We start from the raw sequence: 19,977 nt of genomic DNA on the forward strand, positions 1-19,977 counted from the left end.
GCTCGGCCTCAATCCGGCAACGGTTCCAACGTCAACGGCTCGCGTTCCACCGGGAATGTCGCCCACAGCTCGGCCATGCGCTGGCCGCTGATCGGATGGCGGAAATCCGGTGCGATATCGGCGATCGGCCGCAGCACGAACGCGTGCTTCAACTCCTTGCGCGGCAGTTGCAGGTGGCCCGGACCGTCGATCACCAGCGCGTCGTAGAACACGATGTCCAGATCCAGCGTGCGATCCGAATAACGCGGGCCGTCGCGGCGGCGGCCGTGGCGATCCTCCAGCGCGTGCAGCCAGTCGTTCAGCGCGGCCGGCGACAGCGGCGTATCCAGCCCCACCGCCAGGTTCACGAAATCCGCGCCATCGAAACCCACCGAGCGGCTGCGGTACGCCGGCGATACCGTGATCGGGCCGAACGCCTGCCGCAATTCCGCCAACGCGGCGGGCAGGTAGTGCTGCGGCTCGATATTGGAGCCCAGGCTCAGATAGACACGTGCCATCAAGCGGGCCGCTCGCCGCGTTCGATCCGCACGCCCACCGCATGCGCGCCGCGCACCGCGCCCGGCTTGGACAATTTCAGCCGCACCCAGCTCACCCCGAATTCCTCGCGGATGATCGCCGCGCAACGCTCGGCCAGCGTCTCCACCAGGCCGAAACTGGACTCGCCCACGTAGGCGCTGAGGCGCTTGGCGATGTCCTTGTAGTTGAGCGTCTTCTCGATGTCGTCGTCGGCGGCGGGCACGGTGTTGTCGAACGCCATCTCCACATCCAGCGACAGGGTCTGGCGCACGCGGCGCTCCCAGTCGTAGATGCCGATGACGGTATCGACGCGCAGGTCCTCGATGAAAACGATATCCATGGCGGTGACCACTGATGACGGTAGCCGCACAGGGTCGGTCAGTGCGCGGGCGGATGCAAGCGTGGCGATGCATGCTCTTCGACTCCGCTGCGCTCAGGGCCATCGGCGTGTAGCGCTGCAATCCAACCACCGTTCTCCCTGAGCGTAGCGCAGCGGAGTCGAAGGGCCGCCAGCCGCACACCCAACGAGCGCGCGGCATAGATGCGATCATGCACACATGACTTCCTTCAACACGCTCCCGCTCAAACCCGCCCTGCTCGCCAGCGTGGAAACCCTCGGCTACACCGAAATGACCCCGGTACAGGCGCAAAGCCTGCCGCCGATGCTCGAGGGCCGCGACGTGATTGCGCAGGCGCAGACCGGCAGCGGCAAGACCGCCGCGTTCGGGCTGAGCCTGCTGCAGGCGATCGACGTGGATACGATCCGGCTGCAGGCGCTGGTGCTCTGCCCCACCCGCGAGCTGGCCGACCAGGTCAGCAAGGCGATCCGCAAGCTGGCCGCCAACATCCCCAACGTGAAGCTGCTGACCCTGTGCGGCGGCATGCCGCTGGGGCCGCAACTGGCCTCGCTCGCACACGACCCGCACATCGTGGTGGGTACGCCCGGCCGCGTGCAGGAGCACCTGAAACGGCAGAGCCTGCACGGCGGCGGCATCAAGGTGCTGGTGCTGGACGAGGCCGACCGCATGCTGGACATGGGCTTCACCGAAGCCATCGACGACATCATCGGGCGCATCGCCAAGCATCATCAGACCTTGCTGTTCTCGGCCACCTACCCTGATGAAATCCGCGCCGTGAGCCAGCGCGTGCAGAACGATCCGGTGGAAGTGACGGTGGAAGCGCCGGCCGATGAAAAGCCGGCCATCGAGCAGCGTTTCCACGAAGTGGAGCCGGCGCAGAAGATCGACGCGCTGACCCAATTGCTGGGTGGCGCGCACGCCGAGCAGGCGCTGGTGTTCTGCAACATGCGCCGCGAGGTGGATGCGGTGGCGCAGGAGCTTGATCGCCGCGGCTTCTCCGCGCTGGCCCTGCACGGCGACATGGAACAGCGCGATCGTGATGAAGTGCTGGTGCGTTTCGCCAACCACAGCTGCGCGGTGCTGGTCGCCACCGACGTGGCGGCGCGCGGCCTGGACATCGCCGCGCTGCCGCTGGTGGTCAGCTACGACATCGCGCACGATCCGGAAACCCACACCCACCGCATCGGCCGCACCGGCCGCGCCGGCCAGGCCGGGCTCGCGATCACCCTGTGCGCGCCGCGCGAGCGGCCGAAAGCCGCCAACATCGAAGAACTCAGCGGCGCGCCGCTGCCGTGGCGTCCGCTGAAAGTCGCGCCGTCGCGCGGCAAGACCCTGCACCTGGCACCGATGAAAACCCTGGTGATCGACGCCGGCCGACAGGACAAACTGCGCCCCGGCGACATCCTGGGCGCGCTCACCGGCGAGGCGGGATTGGCGGCGAAAGACATCGGCAAGATCGACGTGTTCGCCACCCGCGCTTATGTGGCGATCAGCCGCGCGCTGGCGAACAAGGCGCTGGAACGGCTGCGCGCTGGCAGGATCAAGGGGCGGAATTTCCGGGTAAGGCCGTTGGGGTGATGAGAGCCGCGAACGAAGGCCTGTCCTTCGCTTCCCGACAACAGAGAAGCCCGAAGGGACCTTAATCTCCTCTCCCCATTGGGGAGAGGACACAGGAGAGGGGGCGGTGCTTGCGGAGAGGTCGGGCGGAGCTTTTCGGCGTCGTGAATGGCTTCGTTGAAGCTTCCCGCGGCGTGTCCCCCTCTCCCTGCCCTCTCCCCGCCAGGGAGAGGGTATTACGGCTTTTTTGGGGGCTGAGGTGCAGCGGTTACGGTTCTGATTTGCTGCGCGCCTGTTCCTGCAACCACTGCGCGGCGCCGCGGCCGGCGATCAGGCCACTGGCGAAGCAGGCGGTCAGCAGGTAGCCGCCGGTGGGGGCTTCCCAGTCCAGCATTTCGCCGGCGCAGAACACGCCGGGGCGCGTGCGCAGCATCAGCGCCCCGTCCAACGATTCCAGCCGCACGCCGCCGGCAGTGCTGATGGTTTCGGCCAGTGGGCGCGGTGCGCATAGCTGCAGCGGCAGCGCTTTCAACTGCACGGCCAGCGCGACGGGGTCGGCCAGGGTGGGCTTGTCGGTCAGCTCGAATACCAGCGCCGCCTTGGCGCCATCGAGCCCTGCCCGCCGTCGCAGCCAGTCGCCGATGCTGTGCTTGCCGCGCGGTGCCGCCAGCCGTTCGGCCAGCACGCTCTGGCTGTAGCCGGGGACCAGATCCAGCATGAGCTGCGCTTCGCCGCGCGTGGCCAGTTGCTCGCGCAGTTCGGCGCCGATGGCATAGATGAGACTGCCCTCGATGCCGTACTCGCTGATCACGCACTCGCCCTGGCGCGCGTGCGTCTGCCCGGCGCGATCGCGCCAGTGCACCACCACCGGTTTCAATGGCGCGCCGGCGAAACGCTGGATCAGGTATTCGCTCCAGCGCACCTCGAAACCGCCGTTGGCCGGTTGCAGCGGCGCCACTTCGGCGCCGAGTTGTTCCAGCGCGCCGACCCAGGCGCCGTCGGAACCCAGCCGTGGCCAACTGGCGCCCCCCAACGCCAGCAGCACGGCATCGGCTTGTCGTTCCTGTTCTCCCGCGGGTGTGGCGAAGCGCAGTGCGCCGGAGGCGTTCCAGCCCAGCCAGCGATGGTGCATGTGAAAGCCCACGCCCGATTCGCGCAGGCGCCGCAGCCACGCGCGCAGCAGCGGGGCGGCCTTCATGTCGCGCGGGAATACCCGACCGGAACTGCCGACGAAGGTTTCCACGCCCAGCCCGCGCGCCCACTCACGCAGCGCGTCGGCATCGAACGCCGCCAGCCATGACGCCACGGCGTGCTGGCGTTCGCCATAGCGCTGCACGAAAGCGGCCAGTGGCTCGCCGTGGGTGAGGTTGAGGCCACCCTTGCCGGCGAGCAGGAATTTGCGCCCGACCGAACCCATCGCGTCGTACACGTCGACTGCCACGCCCGCCGCGACGGCGGCCTCCGCCGCCATCAATCCGGCGGGGCCGCCGCCGATGATGGTCAGGTGCGGTGAATGGTTTTCTTGCGTCATGCGTCCATGGTCGCACGAGCGCCCGCGATGGCATCCGTGCCATCAACATCAGCGTTGCTTGGGCGCAACGGCGCCCGCGGGATCAATGACCGGCGGTGGATGCCGGTGCCGGCTCGCTGCCCTTGGCGCTGTCGTCATTCATCGGCATGGCCGGGCTGGCCGGGCTGTCGCTGGTCGGGCTCGAAGCGCTGACGGCGCCGCGCGTGTAGACGATCTGCTGGTCACCCTGGCAATGCCCCACCACCTTGCCCGACGCTGCCTCCTGCCCCGCCGGCACGACGGCCAGCGTGTAGTCGGCCACGCCGTTGGCCTTGATCTTGGCGTCGATATCCGCCTTCACCGTGTCGCAGGACGCGTGGGCAAGCAGCGGCATCATCGCCAGCGCCAGTACTCCCAATCCGATACGCATGTTCATGGCGACCTCTCCTGGGTGGAATCTCGCCATCAGACGACAGCCGCGATGAACGCCGCGTCTAGGAACGTTGCATGACCTGGCCACGCCTGCGCATCACGGTGCAGGCGGATGCACCGTTCCGCCGGACTGGAATCGCGCCGGCTCCGGCGCATGCAGGCTGAAACCTTGCGCGTGGCCGACGCCCATCGCAGTGAGCACGCGCAGCGTTTCCTCGTCGGCCACCCACTCGGCCACCACTTCCAGCCCCAGCCGCTGGCCGATGTCGGCGACCGCACGCACGATGGCGTGGCTGACCGGGTCGGTGAGCATGTCGCGGATGAAGCTGCCATCGATCTTGATGATGTCGATCGGCAGGTTCTTCAGATACGCGAACGACGACATGCCGACGCCGAAATCGTCCAGCGCGGTCTTGCAGCCGACCTGGCGCAGTTGCTCCATGAAACGGGCCACGCGCGACAGGTTGCGCACCGCCACGGTTTCGGTGATCTCGAAACACACCCGCGACGGCGCCACCCCGTGTTTCTTCAGCAAGGCGATGATCAGGTCGGCCAGCGCGTCGTCCTCGACGCTGGCGCCGGACAGGTTGATCGTCGCCAGCCGCAGGTCGGCCCCAGCCGGGTGCAACTGGTCGAAATGCGCCAGCGCGGTCTCGACCACCCAGCGATCGAGCATCGGCATCAGGCTGTAGCGCTCGGCCGCGGGCATGAACACGCCCGGCAGCACCAGCGCGCCGGAATCGTCACGGAAGCGCAGCAGCAACTCCACCCGGGGGCCCGAGCCGGGCCGCGGCGACAGCGGTATCAGTTCCTGGTAGACCAGCACCAGACGCTTTTCATCGATGGCCCAGCGCAGGCGATTGGCCCACTCCATCTCGCCGCGGCGACGCGCGGCCTCGTCGTCGCGCTCGGAATAGAAATGCACGCGGTTGCGGCCCAGCTCCTTGGCCATGTAGCAGGCGGTGTCGGCGCGCGCCAGCAGGTCCTTCATGGTCATGCCCGGCTGGTCGATCATCACCACGCCGATGCTGGCGCTGACCGTGTAGCTGCGCTGCTCCCACACGAAGATCCACTCGTCGATGCAGTGGCGCACGCGCTCGGCCAACGCTTCGGCGTCCTCGCGATCGCGCACGCCCAGCGCCAGCACGCCGAACTCGTCGCCACCCAGCCGCGCCAGCACGTCGGTGGCCGAAAGCTGCTTGTGCATGGTGGCGGCCAATTGCGCCAGCAGGTGATCGCCGGCGATATGGCCGGAGGTGTCGTTGATCAGCTTGAACTGGTCCAGGTCGATGTACAGCAGCACCGCCATCGGCGCACCGGTTTCGGTGGCGTTGAGGATGCTTTGCAGGCGGCTCTCGAATTCGCGCCGGTTGTACAGCTCGGTCAGCGCGTCGTGGCTGGCCTGGAAGCTCAGCATCTCGTTCAACTGCCGCTGTTCGGTGACGTCGATCGCCACCATCAGCAACTTGTCGGCGCCGTCCAGAACCACCTTGGAGATGGCCACGTCGGCCCAGAACCGGTAACCCTGCTCATCGCACAGCTGGGCGCTGAGGCGGTGGAAATCGCGTTGGTCCGGTTGCCCCATGTCGGGATACAGACGCGGGTCCTCGAACAGGTCCGACAGCCGCCGCTCACCCACGTTTTCGCCAAGCCGCTCGCGGGACGCGCGGTTGGCATAGGTGATGGCGCCGTCATGCCCGTCGGCCAGCAGGACCAGCGCCGGCAGCAGATCGTTCAGCGCGCGAAAGCGCTCTTCGCTCTCGCGGTAACGACTGGTCATGTGCCACGCCAGGGCGATCGCCCGCTGGCGGGTGCTGGCGATGGTGAACACCAGCATCGCCAGCAGGATGCTGGCCAGCACGCCGACAGGCAGCGCCGAGTCGCCCAGGTCGAAGCCGGCCCGGGCGGTCGCGCGCGGTTGCAGGTCCAGGCGCCACACCCGCCCGCCATAGGCAAGCCGACGGTGGAAATCCTTGTCGTCATCGACCTTCGCCGTCGCGGCCGAGTCGAACAGAAGTTGCTGCCCGGCATCGGTGACGTCGGTGATGCGCACGCGGAACATCTGCGTGACGTCTTGCGAAATCGCATTGCCGATCAGGCCGCTGACCCGAAACGACACCGCCAGCGACCCGGCCTCGCGCCGACGCCGCTCCTCCACCGACGCCGGTGGCGACCCGGGGTTGAAGATCGGCATGCGCAGGGTGATGCCGTCGTTGCGCGGCAACGCACCCGTCTGCTGCGCCAGCCGGAACGGGGCCGACAAGGTGGGCAGGTCGGTATCACGCGAGGCGATCACGCCTTGCAGGTTGTTCGGCTGCGCGTTGATGTCCAGCCCGGCCAGGGCGGCATTGCCCGACAGCGGTTGCACCCAGGTAGTGACGTAGTGGACGCCATCCGCCTTTATCTCTTTTCGCGCATAGGCAAGCGCCTGCAGCGAAGGGAAGCGGCGGCGTGGCTGCAGGTTGGCGTAGATGTTGGCGAACTCCTGCTCGCTTACCTCGTCGGAGGAAAGGAACAGGCTCTGCACCGCGCGCAGCAGGCTTTCCGCCGCATGCAACTGCGTTATCAATGCGACCGAGCTCTTGTCGACCAGGGCGCTGCGGGTGAGCTCCAGCGCGGCTTGCTCCCGCTGGATCTGCTGGTAACGCAGCAGCATCGTCAGCGCCAGGCCCAGCAACAACGCCAGCAGGCTCCACCCGTAAGCGGAGGATCGCCGAGGCCCCGGCGCGGGCATACCCCGATCCGGGCCGAAGACTGCGGTGTCCGGCGCTGCTGGAGCAATGGAGCGTTTGGTTGTACGCAAGACGTCCCCCATGGATAGCCATGGCGTGATCGATGGTACAGATAACCACGCAGCGCGAACACCGCAGTTGACCGGCCACGCAGCCCGGTGAAGGTCGCCAGAATTCCTCGACAATCGTCAGCGCGGGCGAGGTTTGGCGCGATGGGTCGGTGGCGCCGTCCATGGATCGTCCGGCCACGGGTGGCGCGGATAGCGACCTTTCAGTTCGCGCCGGACCTCGGGATAGGTGCGCTGCCAGAAACCGTGCAGGTCCTGGGTCACCTGGATCGGCCGGCCGGCCGGCGACAGCAGATGCAGCGTGACTGGAATGCGTCCACCACCGATGCGCGGCGTGTCGGCCAGGCCGAACAGTTCCTGCAGTTTCACCGCCAGCACCGGTGGTTCGCCGGGCACATAGTCGAGCCGCCGCTGCTGGCCACTGGGCACGGTGAGGCTTTCGGGCGCGTGCTGGTCCAGCGCCTGACGCTGCGCATGATCGAGCATCGCCGACAGCGCCTGCGACAGCGTGTCGGCGCGCAACGCATCGAGCCGGTGCACGCCGTCCAGATACGGCGCCAGCCACTGTTCCAGCGTGGCCAGCAACGCGGTGTCGGCAACGTCGGGCAGACCCAGCGCCGGCATCCATGCGCGCAATGCCTGCATGCGGGCGCGCAAGCGGCGCGCCGATTCACTCCACGGCAGCAGGTCAAGCCCGCCGTTGCGCACGGCGGCGAGCAAGGCCGGCAACGCATCGCGCGCGTCCACCAGCACGCTGCGGCGCTCCAGCACGATGGCGCCGAAGCGGCGTTCCTCGAACGCCTCCACTGCACCGCGCTCGTCGTTCCAGCGCTGCGTGCGCTGGCGGGTGAATTGTTCCGGGTAATCGCGCTCCAGCACGTCCGGATCCAGCGGTGCGGCGGCCAGGATCAGGCTGTCGCGCGCCTCGTGGCGCAGATCCAGCGCCACCAGCCATGGTTCGCCATGCAGGGCGGTGTTCTCATGCAATCGTGCACCACGGCCGTTGGCCAGCGTGTAGCGCAGCGGATCGCTGCCGCTGCGATGCGCCACCCGATCGGGAAACGCGTGCAGAAGGAGGTCGCCGACGGCATGGCTTCCCGGCGTACCGCTGGCGGACGTATGGACGTCCAGACGTCTGCGCCAGCCCTTGCTGGCCTGCTCGATCGCGGCCAGCGCGCCGGCATCCACCGCGCCCCGCGCCAGCGCGCCGCGCCGGTCGCGCCAGGCATGCAGGGCGGTGACCCGGTCGCGGAAATCATCGCTGCGCGACTGCTCGCCGCGCAGCGGCGAGCGCGCCTCCATCAGCGCCAGCAGGTCGGCGATCAGCGGACGCAGCGTGGCCGGCGCGCGCAAGGCAGCGGCGCCCAGCCGCGGCGTGGCACCCAGTTCCAGCAGGTCGCGGCCCAGCGCGGTGATGCGGTGGTCGTTGTCCACCGCCGCCAGGGCGCGCAGCAGTTCGCGCGCCTGCGCCAATGCACCGGGCGGCGGCGGGTCCAGCCACGGCAGTGCGGCGCTGCCCCATGCGGCCAGTTCCAGCGCCAGGCCGGACAGGTCGGCCTGCGCGATCTCCGGCGTGCGCGCGGTTTCCAGCCGCCTGCTCTGCGGCCACAGCCGGTACGCCGTACCCGCGGCCACGCGGCCGGCACGGCCCGCGCGCTGGTCGGCGGAGGCCTGCGAGATGTTCACCGTTTCCAGGCGGCTGAAGCCGGAGTTCGGATCGAAACGCGGCTCGCGCGCCAGCCCGCTGTCGATCACTGCGCGGATGCCCGGCAGCGTGATGCTGGACTCGGCCACGTTGGTGGCCAGCACCACGCGGCGCGTCCCCGGCTCCGCATCGCTCAAGGCCGCCTGCTGTTCGGCCAGCGAAAGCTCGCCATGCAGCGGCACGATCTCCAACGCGGGGTAGTCATCGGCCACCGCTGCCAGCAAGGCCTGCGCCCGCGCGATCTCGCGCCGGCCGGGCAGGAAGGCCAGCACGTCGCCGGCGTTCTCCTGCAGCGCCAGCCGCGTCACCCGGGCCAGCTGCTGCTCCACGCTCTCCTGCGCGCGCGCGGGCGGATGCACGATGTGCACGGGAAAACTGCGGCCGGGGCTGGTGATGCGCGGCGCATCCAGCCACTGCGCGATGCGCTCGCCGTCCAGCGTGGCCGACATCAGCAGCAGCCGCAGGTCGGGCCGCAGGGTGGCCTGGATGTCCAGCGCCAGCGCCGCGCCCAGGTCGCCGGCCAGATGCCGCTCGTGGAATTCGTCGAACACGATCGCACCGATGCCGGCCAACTCCGGATCGCGCTGGATCAACCGGGTGAGGATGCCCTCGGTGATCACCTCGATCCGCGTGGCGGGACCGACCTTCGCCTCGAAACGGATGCGATAGCCCACCGTCTGCCCCACCGCCTCGCCCAACTGCTGCGCCATGTATTGCGCCGCCGCGCGCGCCGCGATGCGGCGCGGCTCCAGCATCAGTATTTTTCCACCCGCCAACCACGGCTGGTCGAGCAACGCCAGCGGCACCTGCGTCGTCTTGCCCGCTCCCGGCGGCGCCTCCAGCACCAGCCGCGGATGATCGGCGAGCGAGGCACGAATGCCGGGCAGCAGCGGAGTGATGGGAAAGACGGTCATTCAGTGAATGATAACGGCGAGGGGTGTGGCTACCCCGCGCCCCGCCTCAACGCTGGAAGAATCCGTAATTCCCTCTCCCCTTGGGGAGAGGGCTGGGGAGAGGGGACACGCCGCGGGGAAGCCCCAACGAAGTCGCCCACGACGCCGAGAACCCCGTCACCAACTTCACCGCAAGCCCCGCCCCTCTCCTCAATCCTCTCCCCGCAGGGGAGAGGAAGCGAAGCTCACTCGCCGCGGCTACGAGCTACTTCGCCCGCAGCGGCGCCAGCGATTCGAACTTGCGCTGGTACTCGTCGGTGACTGGCCGTGCGTCCTTGCCGCTGGTGATCACGCGGGGTGATCACCAGCGGTTCGGTACGGTCGCAATCGGTCCTGCCGAACAGGCGGCCGAATCGGGGCCAAGGACTATTTCCCGCCAGCCATGCACTGCGTCATCCACCGGCGCGCCGTTTCCGCGCCCCCGGTGTCGCCCAGATGCGTGCGTACGCTGGCGATGAGCTGCCAGTTGCGTGCGCACAGCTCGCCATCCTGCGGGCCGTTGCGCCAGGACTCCAGCGCCAGGCGCTGCGCGGTGGCGTAATCGGCCCGCGCCAGCGCGGCGGCAGCCTGATCAGTGAGCTGCCCGGGCGTCATCGGCGGCCTGGGAAGCGGCACGTCCGCCGGCGAGGCGGCCGGCGGTGGTGGCTGTCGCGCCCGCTCGGCACGCAGCGGCGCGAGGGATTCGAACTTGGCCTGGTATTCATCGGTAATGCGCCTGGCGTCCTCGCTGGACCCGATCACGCGCGGCGTGATCAGCACGATCAGCTCCGAACGGTTGCGATGGCGGTCGGTGCTGCCGAACAGACGCCCGACCAGCGGAATGCGGTTGAGTCCGGGGATGCCCGTGTCCGTGTTGCCCTCGTCCTGGCGGATCAGGCCACCGAGCAGCACGGTCTGACCGCTCTGCACGCCGACCTTGGTGGAGATCTCCCGCTGCTGGATCGTGTAATTGCCGTTGGCATCCTTGGTGCCGGGCACGCTCACCTGCTGCTTGATGTTGAGGTAAACCAACCCGCCGGGATTGATCCGCGGCTGCACGTCCAGAATCACGCCGGTGCTGATGTATTGCACCTGGCCGATGGTGGTCGGGGCGCCGTTGGTGACCGAACCCAGACCGGGGGTGAAATAGGTCTGATTGACGGGGATCTGGTCGCCTGCCTGGATACGTGCCACCTGGTTGTTCATCACCACCAGCGAAGGAGCCGACAGCGTCTTGACGTTGCCGTTTTCCTCCTGGGCATGCAGCGCGACCTGCAGGTTGTTGTTGAGGAAGGAGTAGAAGAACGAGTCTCCCGTCGGGTTGTAGATCATGCCGCCCTTGCCCAGCGCCCACTGCCGCCGGTTACCGGGCTGGCCGGGGTTGATGCCGCCGCTGCTGTTGGCGGCACCGCCAGCCAAGCCTTCCAGGTACCACTGCACCCCGAACTGGAACTGGCCGGTCAGCTGCACTTCCAGGATGCGCGTCTCGATCTGTACCTGGAGCGGCACCGTATCCAGCCGTTTGATCGCCGTCTCGATTTCCGACCACTGCGTCGGCCGCGCACGCACCAGCAGCTGGTTGTTGGCATCGACGGAGGAGATCCGGATCGAACCATCGGACGAGTTGAACTGCTGGTCGTTGGCGGCGCTGGTGGCATTGGCCAGGCCACCGCTGTCGCCGAACCCGCCGCCGACGTTGGCGCCGCCGGTGCCCGTACCGTTGTCGTAACCACTGCTCCCCAGGCTGCCGCTTGCACCACCCATGGCTGTGCCGTTGGCGTTGTCGGCGTTGCCCAGCGTGCCGGCGGTCAGCCCCGGGCCGACCTCGCCGCTGTTGCCACCGCCACCGGGCGAGGCGTTGGTGTAGATCTGCGCCAGGTAGCGGGCCAGGTCCGAGGCCTTGATGTTGCGCACGTCATATACGAACAGTTGCGGCTCGTTGCCGCCGCCGCGGTCGATGCGGGCGATCCAGTCGCCCACTTCGCGCAGGTAGTCGGGTTGGGTGCTGATCACCACCAGTGCATTGGTGCGCTCGATCGGGATGAAACGCAGCATGCCGGCCAGCGGCGTGTCGCCCTTGGGACCGAACATGCTGTCCAGTTTCGGCATCAGCTCACCGACGCTGGCGCGCTGCAGGCTGAATACGCCCACGGACATGCCGCGCAGCCAGTCCACGTCGAAGGTGCGCACGGTGCGTTGGTAATTGGCCAGCTCCTGCGAGGTACCGGACATCACCAGCAGGTTGCGCGCCGGATCGACCAGCAGGATCGAATCCGGCCGCGCGAACGGCTTGATCAGTTTCTGCATCTCGGTGGCCGAGATGTAACGCAACGGAAACAGCCGCGCCTGCAAGCCGCCCTGCGGTGCCGATGCGCCCAGGCTGGGTACCAGGTTGCCACCCAGCGCATCCTTCGCCGGCAGCACCACGTAGCTGCCGCCGCGCTGTACCAGCGCGTTGCCGGTCCACGACAGCAGCGTCTCCAGGATCGGCAGCGCCTCGCTGGTATCGACAGGCTCGGCGGTGGAGAACGAGATGTTGCCCTGCACGCCCGGCACGATGGTGTAGTTCTTGTTGAGCAGGTCGCCCAGGATCGCCTTCACCACCGCCTGCACCGGTTGGTTCTCGAAATTGAAGGTGACGCCCTGGGGCCCGGCCGCCGATGCGCGTGGCGTGGCCAGGCCGGAGGGGCGGATGAACTGGCCGCTGCCCTGGTTCAGTTGCGGGCGCACCGCCGAGGCCGCATCCGGCACCCGGGTGGTTGGCAGCGGCAGCGGTGCGGGTACCGGATCGTACGTGCCGGCCACAGCCTCGCGTTGCAACGCGTTGTCGTCGCGTGGTTGCGGCAGGCTGGAGCAGCCCACCAGCCATACCGCCAGGGCGAGCGCCAACGCGCGTAGCAACCGCCGCGGCGGTGCATGTCTGTGCGTGCGATGCATGCTCAGTGTTCTCCTTCGTGAACCGCGGCAGCCTGGGCGGCACGGCGTTTCTGGATGATCTGGCGCAGCGCGCGGATGCGTTGCGCCTGGGTATCGTCGGGCGCGCGGCCCGCAGCGGGAGCATCCGTCGCGGGTGTCGAGGCCGGCTCGGCAGGCACCACGTCCGGTCCCGTGGCCGGTGCGTTGGCGTCGATCGGTGCCCCGGCAGGCAAGTGCAGCTCCACGCGGCCGTTGGTGGTGTCGAAGACGGCCGAACGCGGTTTCACCTCGACCAGGGTGACATTGCCGCCCGGCGCGGATTCACCACGGTGCAGACGCAGTTCCCGATCGTCCTGGCGATCATGCAGCAGCACCATCTGCAGGGTGGGCGTGAGGATGACGCCGGTGAGTTGCAGTTCGCCGATGCTGCTGCCCTGCACGGCCTGCGCGGCGGGTCGGCGCTGGGGATCGAACAGCGGGCGCTGCCAGATCACCGCGAACTGGCTGCGCGGCACCGGCGGCGGCAACGGCGCCGTGCGATCGGTCAGCGGCGCTGGCTTCGCGGATTGCACCGCGGACCATCGCGGCTCGTTGCCCCATCCGCCCAGCAAGGCCAGCCACAGGCCACCGAGCGCTGCCAGCGCCAGCGTCATGATCGGTGTCAGCCGACGCTGGCCGGCGGCGTTCATGGTTGCACCTGCGCGGCGGTTGCACGTGCGGGGCGCACATAGCCGGATACGGTGAACTGCACCTCCAGCGGCGCGCGACGATCCTGCTGCACCGCCACCGGGTTGCGGTAGATGCTGAGGTCGTCGATGAACAGGTAGGGTGTGCCCTGCTCCAGCGCATGCAACACCGCGGCCAGCGATTCGATCGAACAACTCAGGCTGATGCTGGCGGCGGCCTTGCGATACGGCTCGCCGGGCGTGGCCGGCGGGTTGGCGATGGGCGTTTTCTGGCTGACCACGCAGCCGCCGTCGGCGGTCTGCGCGCTCACCACATCGACTACGCGCTGCATCAACCCGGCCGCCGCGGTATTCGTGTCGTCTTCGGGCAGGAAGGCACTGCTGGCGGCCTGCCCCGCGCCCAGCGCGGCGATGCGCTGCTGCAACCGCGGTTTTTCGGCAATCGCGGCGGCGTATTGGGCGTGGGTCTGTTGCAACTCGTCGATCCGCGCATCGATCTGCCGCAGCGGCGCCACCAGCCACCAGTGCAGCAGCAAAACATAGGCCAGCACCAACGCCAGCAGCAGCAACAGCACGGCGCCGATGCGACGCTGGCGCGCAGTGGCGGGCACCGGCCTCATGGCGCACTGCCGCTGGCGGCGGGTGCGTTACCGGCGGCGGGCGCCTGCCGCCATTGCGCCACCAGGTAGAACCGCTCCTTGCCGGTGGTGGCGTCGGGCTGGATCGCGCCCTGGAAGGCGGCGCCGGTGATCAGCGGCGAACCTTTCAGCGCATCCAGCAAACCGGCGGCCCGCTGACTCTGTCCCTGCAGGCCCACCTGGCCAGCGGCATCGATGCTCAGCCGTTCCAGCCAGGCACTGTCGGGCAGGCGTCGGGTGAGGTCGGCCAGCAGCGCCAGCATGGTGGGCGAGCGCTGTTTGCGTTGCACCAGGAAACCGGCGGCACCGGCGTTGTCCTGCAATTGCTGGCGCAGCGCCACCACCTCCTGCGCATCGGTGCGCATGCTTTCGACCTGCGCCTGCATGCGGTTCAGTACCTGCCGGCGGTTGTGCAGGTATTGGCCCAATGCCAGCAGCAACAATACGACGCAGGCGGCGGCGAGCATGCCGTTCAAGCGGCGTCGCGGATCGGCGCGGCGTGGGCGGCGCGTGGGCGGCAGCAGGTTGATGCCCAGGCGATGATCACCCTCGGCCAGATCCACCGCATCGATGACGATGCCGCTGGCGGCCAGCCGCGCCAGCAGCGGGTCGAGCTTGCGCCGCGGCGTGACCAGAAGCTCGGCCCGGAAATGGCCGGCCGGGCTGGCCGTGACGGGCGCCAGTTCGCGCACGGCGTAATACACCTGGTCGACCGTGAACGGCGTCTGCCGATCCATCTCGAACGCCATCACTTGGGCCAGATGCCCACGCGCGGCCAGCGGCAGGCTGACGGCACGCTGCAATACCTCGTGCGGATCCAGCAGCAGCAAGAGGCGACGGTCTTCGCGATCCACGGCCTGCAACGCGGCATGCATCGCAGCCTGTTGCGCCGCGGCGTCGTCACCGGCGCGCCAGCGGGCCAGCGGCTGCGCCTGCCCCATGCGGTACAAGACCCAATCCTGTTCGTCGCGCCGCAAACCATGCCATACGGCGCCAGAGCCAACCCAAGCACGCCAGCGCGGCGGCAACACCGTCTGCAATTCGGCGCCCCACCATGCCAGGAAGGCCGGTACGCGCGAGCCCTGCCATGCCTGGCGCACGCGCTCGCGTCCCAACGGCGGCGATGGCGGCAGCGTACTCATTCCGGATCTCCCTCCTGCCAGCGCAGCACTGCGTAAGGTGGTCCATTGCTACGCTCCGCCTGCCATCGGATGGTGGCGCGCAACACGGCCCGTGTACCGTCTGCTAGCGTAGCTTGCGAACGCACGCTGTGGGTAACACCCATGCCCACCGTCAACGCCGGATCATCCACGTTGCGCTGCCTGGCCGCGATGATTTCCTGCATGCGCGCCGTGGTCATGCCGGGGATCGCGGCCAACGCCAGCGAAGTGGCGACATTCGGGTCCGGGCTGGGCTGGCCCGACCACAGCGTGAGGTGAGGGGCCAGCTTGCGATACAGCGCGGGGGTCATCCCCAGCACCATCTGCAACTCCTCGACGCTGGCGAACGGCCCGTAGCGCGGCGCGTAGTGCCGCCCCGCCGCCGCGTAATCGGCGGCATCGCTGGCGACGCCCTCGAACGCGGATCGGGTGCGCCATGCCACCACGTGCGCCGCCAATGCCTGGGCGTCCCCTGGTGCCATTCCCGCGGCCTGGAACAAGCCCTGCAACACCGCTGGCGTGGCGCTGTTCAAATCCACCTTGCCGCTCTCGTCCACGGCACGAATCCGCACCTCGGCGCCGTCGTAAGACATCGTGTACAGACGGCCATCACCGATCCAGCGCTGTTTGGCGCGCGTATCGTGCAACCCGCGCAAGGCGTGCATGAGGCCCGCCTCGGCGGCGTAATGGGCGCGGGTCTGCGCCAGTTGATGGCGCGCCAGCACCGCCTCGGTATGCACCACGGCGGCGTAACCGCCCAGCAGCACGGCCAGCAGCGCGCACGCCCACAACACCAGCAGCAAGGCCACGCCGCGTTGCCGTCGAGGTGATGGACATGCGCGCATCACTGCGTCCCCATGCGACGGATCGGGAGGGTCGACGCATCGCGACGGGTATCGCCAGCCTCCACGCGCAGCGGTACCTCCAGTGTGGGCCAGGGCACCATGCCATCCAGCTGCAATTCCACCCGCACCAGCCGCGGCAACACGCGGCCATCGGGCCAGCTGGCGAGCCACGGCGTGGCGCGCCCCCGCACGTCGACGCCGCGATAGCTGAAACGGCCGGCACGCACATGATCGACCAACACCTGCGGTTCACCCACCGGCTGCGGCTCACTGCCATCGGGCGGCAACAAGGTCAGGCCAAGTTCCAGCCGGAAGCCGCCCGTGCCGTCATCAACCAGGCGCAAGGTTTGCAGCTGCGGCCCCAACTGGCCGAGGTAACCCGGCAACGGCGCTACGTAACGCAACCGCTGCGGCGCGCCATCGACAACCAGCGGCGCGCCGTGGTCATCGTGATCAATGGTCTGATTCAACGCCTGCGCCAGCTCGCGACGCAACAGCTGCTGCGCCGCGCGCACCTGGTCGAGCCGGTCGACCCGCGTATTGCCGGCATGCACGCTGCGCGTGGCAATGTGCACGCCGGCGTAGACACCCAGCATCAGCAAGGCCAGCAAGGCCAGCGAGGCCAGGACTTCCAGGAGGGTGAAGCCTTGTTGGAGCCGGGATTGGGGATTCGGGATTCGGGATTTGTTAGAGCAACGGCACCTTTCGGCAAGCCGTGAGGTTGGCGTAACACCTTGGGCTTGGGCGTCGAGCGCTTTCCGAATCCCGAATCCCGAATCCCCAATCCCGGGCGCGCCTCGCCAAACTCCGGTTCTCATCGCACCAACACCGCGCCCAATCATGGCTTCGGCGCCATCGGATTGGCATCCGCGCCAGTCGAGAGCAGACGCAGGGTGCGGAAATTCGCCGTGTGCGGATGTGCGGCAACACCCCAACTGACCTGCAGATCCAGTTGGTAGAGCTGCAGCGGCGTCTGGTCATTGGCCGTAGCGGCAGCGTTCCATGGCGTCACGTCCAGTTGCCACTGGAATTTGCGATTGAAACGACCGGCACTGTGACCCGGGCGCAGCGGCTCAACCACGTACACGCTGTCGAGCTTGCTGCGCGCCCACATCGCCGCCTCACTGGCATCGGCCGCCTGCCCGGTGAGACCGATGGCGCCACCGACGACCTGCATGAGTACTGCGAACGCGATGCCGAGCAGCGCAATGGCGGCCAGGACTTCGAGGAGGGTGAAGCCGTTGGCGCGCGCAGCGCGCCTGGGATTCGGGATGACCAGACATTCGTCTGTTGAAAGCCGGGATTCGGGATTCGTTAGAGCAAAGGCGCCTCCCGGCAAGCCGTGGCGCTGAGGCTGTGCCAGCGGGCTGGGTGCCGAGTGCTTTTCGAATCCCAAATCCCAAATCCCGAATCCCGGCTTCATCGCACCACCACCGCGCCCGTCAGCCACGCCACATCGATGCGCCATTGACGCTCACCGCGCTGCACCACGATGTGGCCGCCGGTGGAGCTGCCGTCGGGAAAGAAGCGGATGCGGCCGGTGTGGTCGTCGGGGGCATCTTCGCGGGCGCTGGTGATGCTCAACTGCATGCCGGGCGGCAGTTGCACGCTTTGCCCGCGGGCATTGCGCCAGCGGTTGTCGCGGGTATCGAGGTCGAACACCTGCGCCTTGCCGCGCACGATCGCCTGGGCGCGGGTGGCGCGCAGCGCGGCGGCCAGGTCGGCGCTGGCCGCTGCGGCACGGGCGCCGGCCAGGCCCTGCGTCACCGAGAATGCCACCGCCGCCGTGGCCACGCCGATCAGCAGGATCACGGCCAGCATTTCAAGGAGGGTGAAGCCACGGGCGCGCGAAGCGCGCCGGGGATTCGGGATTGGGGATTGGGGATTCGTCAGAGCAAACGCGCTTGTCGGCAAGCCGTGGCGTTGGCGGCCCGCCGGCAGCTTGGGTGCCGCGCGCTTTCCGAATCCCCAATCCCCAATCCCGAATCCCGGCTTCATTGCCAGCTACCCACATCCTGGCTGTAACCGTCGCCGCCGGGCTTGCCGTCCTGGCCATAGAAGACCAGGTCGAAATTGCCGTGTTCGCCGGGCACGGTGTAGCCGAACGCATGGCCCCAGGGATCCAGCAACTGCGACGGCTTGACGTACGGGCGCTGCCAGTTCGGCGCGTTGGCGGGCTTGGTCACCAGGTCCTGCAGTTGGCGCGGCGGTGAGCCGTTGTCCAGCGCATAGCTGTCGATGGCCTGGCCCAGCACCTGCAACTGCACCTTGCCCGCGCCGTACTTGCCCTTGTCCACACTGTTGCCCACCTGCCGCACCACGATGGTGCCCACGATGCCGATCAACACGATCACGGCCAGCATTTCCAGGAGGGTGAAGCCTTTGGCGCGCGAAGCGCGCCCGGGATTCGGGATTCGGGATTCGGGATTTGCAAAAGCGCTCCACGTCCAAGCTCGTGATATTGCGCTGACTTCCCGGTGTGCCGGAAGCCGCTTTTGCTCTGACGAATCCGCAATCCCCAATCCCGAATCCCCGGTCTGTTCACCCATGTCTCTCTCCAGATTCATTGAATATTGCTGGTCAAACTCAACAGCGGCAGCAGGATCGCGGCCATGATGATCGCCACCAGCACCGTCATCACGATGGTCAGCGCGGGCACCAGGGCGGCCAGCAGGCGGTCGATGGCGCGGCGCGATTCGATCTCGAAAGTGTCGGCCACTTTCAGCAGCATGGTGTCGAGCTGGCCGGCTTCCTCGCCCACCTGCACCATCTGCAGCGCCAGCCTTGGAAACAGGGCCGGTTGCGCCAGCGCCAGGCTCAGGCCGGAGCCGCCCTTGACCTGCTCGTGGGCGCTGGCCAGCGCCGCATCCAGTGCGCGGTTGCCGGTGACCTGGCGCGCGATGGCCAGCGCGCTCAGCAGCGGCACGCCGTTTTTCAGCAGGGTGCCCAGGGTGCGGGCGATGCGCGCGGTTTCCACTTTCAGCAGCAGCGGGCCGATCCAGCGCAGGTGCAGCAGGCGGGCATGCCACGCCAGCCGTGCCTGCGGATCGCGCAGCCGCGCGCGCCACGCCAGCGCGCCACCGATCAGCAACAGCGCGATCAGCCACCACCACGCCTGCAAGGTATTGCCCAACAGCAGCACCGCGCGGGTGATCCAGGGAATCGGCACCTGCATGTCCTGGAAGATCGGCACGAATTGCGGCACCACGTAGGCCAGCAGCAGCACCAGCGAACCGAGCACGCCCACCAGCAGGAACGCCGGGTAGATCAGCGCGTTGATGACGCTGCCACGCAGTTGCTGGGCGCGCTCCAGGTAGTCGGCCAGCCGGCGCAGGGTTTCCTCCAGCGAACCGCCGGCCTCGCCCGCGCGCACCAGGCTCACGTACAGGCGGGGAAACACGCCGTGCTCCTCGTCCAGCGCCGAAGACAACGTATTGCCGCCCCGCACCCGCTCGCGCACGCGCTCGATCAGTTTCCTGGCCCGCTCGCTTTCGGGCAAATCCAGCAGGATGCCCAACGCCCGGTCCAGCGGCTGGCCGGCGCCCAGCAAGGTCGCCAACTGATGGGTGAACTGGGCCAGTTGGTCGCCGCTGAACGGGCCGCGGGCGAACAGGGCCGAGACGCCAGCGCCACCGTCGGCCGTATCGGCCGGTTGCGCTTCCAGCGGGGTGTGGCCCTGATCCTGCAGGTGGCTGATCACCTCCTCCACGCTGGTCGCTTGCATCTGGCCACGCAGGGGTTCCCCCGCGCCAGTGATGGCGCGGTATCTGAAAAGGGTCATGGAACCCACTCCCCGCACGGCGCCGCGAACTCACCCAGAAGCGAAACTGCACGGCACGTTTGCCCCCTCTCCCCGTGGGGGAGAGGGTTGGGGAGAGGGGCCGGGGCTTGCGGGGAAAGCGGATAGGAAACTTTCCCGCA

General features: G+C 68.2%; 17 protein-coding genes. 1 reads left to right on the top strand and 16 read right to left on the bottom strand.

Translation table 11 applies throughout. The features are described 5' to 3' along the window. Positions 1-8: 8 nt before the first annotated feature. Together folK and folB are read right to left on the bottom strand one after the other, a co-directional pair. Positions 9-497 carry a 2-amino-4-hydroxy-6-hydroxymethyldihydropteridine diphosphokinase gene (gene folK, locus ASD68_RS10665; RefSeq protein WP_056606518.1) on the bottom strand — a complete coding sequence of 163 codons (489 nt, stop codon included), beginning with the start codon at positions 495-497 and terminating at the stop codon, positions 9-11. Beyond that, positions 497-856 (bottom strand): dihydroneopterin aldolase, encoded by a 360-nt coding sequence (gene folB / locus ASD68_RS10670; protein WP_056082762.1) that lies wholly within the window; start codon positions 854-856, stop codon positions 497-499. The genes folK and folB overlap by 1 nt, the downstream gene beginning before the upstream one ends. 217 nt (positions 857-1,073) lie before the next feature. On the opposite strand from folB, the gene dbpA reads away from it, so the two are divergent. Further along, a complete protein-coding gene (gene dbpA, locus ASD68_RS10675; protein ID WP_056606521.1) occupies positions 1,074-2,453 on the top strand; it encodes an ATP-dependent RNA helicase DbpA in 1,380 nt (459 codons plus the stop codon). A gap of 247 nt (positions 2,454-2,700) precedes the next feature. Here the strand turns inward: dbpA and ASD68_RS10680 are convergent, their stop codons facing one another. The 14 genes from ASD68_RS10680 to gspF form a co-directional block, all read right to left on the bottom strand. Next, on the bottom strand, positions 2,701-3,963 hold the full coding sequence (locus ASD68_RS10680) for a TIGR03862 family flavoprotein (RefSeq protein WP_056606524.1): 1,263 nt from the start codon (positions 3,961-3,963) through the stop codon (positions 2,701-2,703). An 82-nt stretch (positions 3,964-4,045) separates the two neighbouring features. Next, entirely contained in the window at positions 4,046-4,378 is a 333-nt protein-coding gene (locus ASD68_RS16635) for a DUF1161 domain-containing protein (RefSeq protein ID WP_200945369.1), read from the bottom strand. A gap of 93 nt (positions 4,379-4,471) precedes the next feature. Next, positions 4,472-7,108, bottom strand: a complete 2,637-nt coding sequence (locus ASD68_RS10690) for an EAL domain-containing protein (protein ID WP_056606527.1) — start codon at positions 7,106-7,108, stop codon at positions 4,472-4,474. A 186-nt stretch (positions 7,109-7,294) separates the two neighbouring features. After that, complete coding sequence (gene hrpB, locus ASD68_RS10695) at positions 7,295-9,793, bottom strand: ATP-dependent helicase HrpB (RefSeq protein ID WP_056606530.1); 2,499 nt, start codon at positions 9,791-9,793, stop codon at positions 7,295-7,297. Positions 9,794-10,198: 405 nt separating this feature from the next. Next, positions 10,199-12,748: a type II secretion system secretin GspD gene (gspD, locus tag ASD68_RS10700; protein WP_056606533.1), complete on the bottom strand. Its 2,550-nt coding sequence runs from the start codon at positions 12,746-12,748 to the stop codon at positions 10,199-10,201. 2 nt (positions 12,749-12,750) lie between these two features. Then, positions 12,751-13,416, bottom strand: coding sequence for a hypothetical protein (locus tag ASD68_RS10705; protein WP_056606536.1), 666 nt, complete (start codon positions 13,414-13,416; stop codon positions 12,751-12,753). Continuing rightward, the gene (gene gspM / locus ASD68_RS10710) at positions 13,413-14,033 is read right to left on the bottom strand and encodes a type II secretion system protein GspM (RefSeq protein ID WP_056606539.1); all 621 of its coding nucleotides are present in this window, start codon (positions 14,031-14,033) and stop codon (positions 13,413-13,415) included. The genes ASD68_RS10705 and gspM overlap by 4 nt, the downstream gene beginning before the upstream one ends. After that, positions 14,030-15,193, bottom strand: coding sequence for a PilN domain-containing protein (locus ASD68_RS10715; protein ID WP_056606542.1), 1,164 nt, complete (start codon positions 15,191-15,193; stop codon positions 14,030-14,032). The genes gspM and ASD68_RS10715 overlap by 4 nt, the downstream gene beginning before the upstream one ends. Then, positions 15,190-16,020, bottom strand: coding sequence for a type II secretion system protein GspK (locus tag ASD68_RS10720; protein ID WP_235578716.1), 831 nt, complete (start codon positions 16,018-16,020; stop codon positions 15,190-15,192). The genes ASD68_RS10715 and ASD68_RS10720 overlap by 4 nt, the downstream gene beginning before the upstream one ends. Before the next feature lie 35 nt (positions 16,021-16,055). Then, complete coding sequence (locus ASD68_RS10725; RefSeq protein WP_056607507.1) at positions 16,056-16,733, bottom strand: prepilin-type N-terminal cleavage/methylation domain-containing protein; 678 nt, start codon at positions 16,731-16,733, stop codon at positions 16,056-16,058. 161 nt (positions 16,734-16,894) lie between these two features. Beyond that, on the bottom strand, positions 16,895-17,479 hold the full coding sequence (locus ASD68_RS10730; protein WP_200945371.1) for a type II secretion system protein: 585 nt from the start codon (positions 17,477-17,479) through the stop codon (positions 16,895-16,897). Continuing rightward, positions 17,476-17,928 (bottom strand): GspH/FimT family pseudopilin, encoded by a 453-nt coding sequence (locus ASD68_RS10735; protein WP_082546068.1) that lies wholly within the window; start codon positions 17,926-17,928, stop codon positions 17,476-17,478. The genes ASD68_RS10730 and ASD68_RS10735 overlap by 4 nt, the downstream gene beginning before the upstream one ends. Positions 17,929-18,050: 122 nt before the next feature. Next, entirely contained in the window at positions 18,051-18,470 is a 420-nt protein-coding gene (gene gspG / locus ASD68_RS10740) for a type II secretion system major pseudopilin GspG (RefSeq protein WP_082546069.1), read from the bottom strand. A 149-nt stretch (positions 18,471-18,619) separates the two neighbouring features. Continuing rightward, positions 18,620-19,837, bottom strand: coding sequence for a type II secretion system inner membrane protein GspF (gene gspF / locus ASD68_RS10745; RefSeq protein WP_056606555.1), 1,218 nt, complete (start codon positions 19,835-19,837; stop codon positions 18,620-18,622). Positions 19,838-19,977: the final 140 nt, after the last annotated feature.

The sequence above is a fragment of the Rhodanobacter sp. Root627 genome, assembly GCF_001427835.1.
Classification (GTDB): Bacteria; Pseudomonadota; Gammaproteobacteria; order Xanthomonadales; family Rhodanobacteraceae; genus Rhodanobacter; species Rhodanobacter ginsenosidimutans.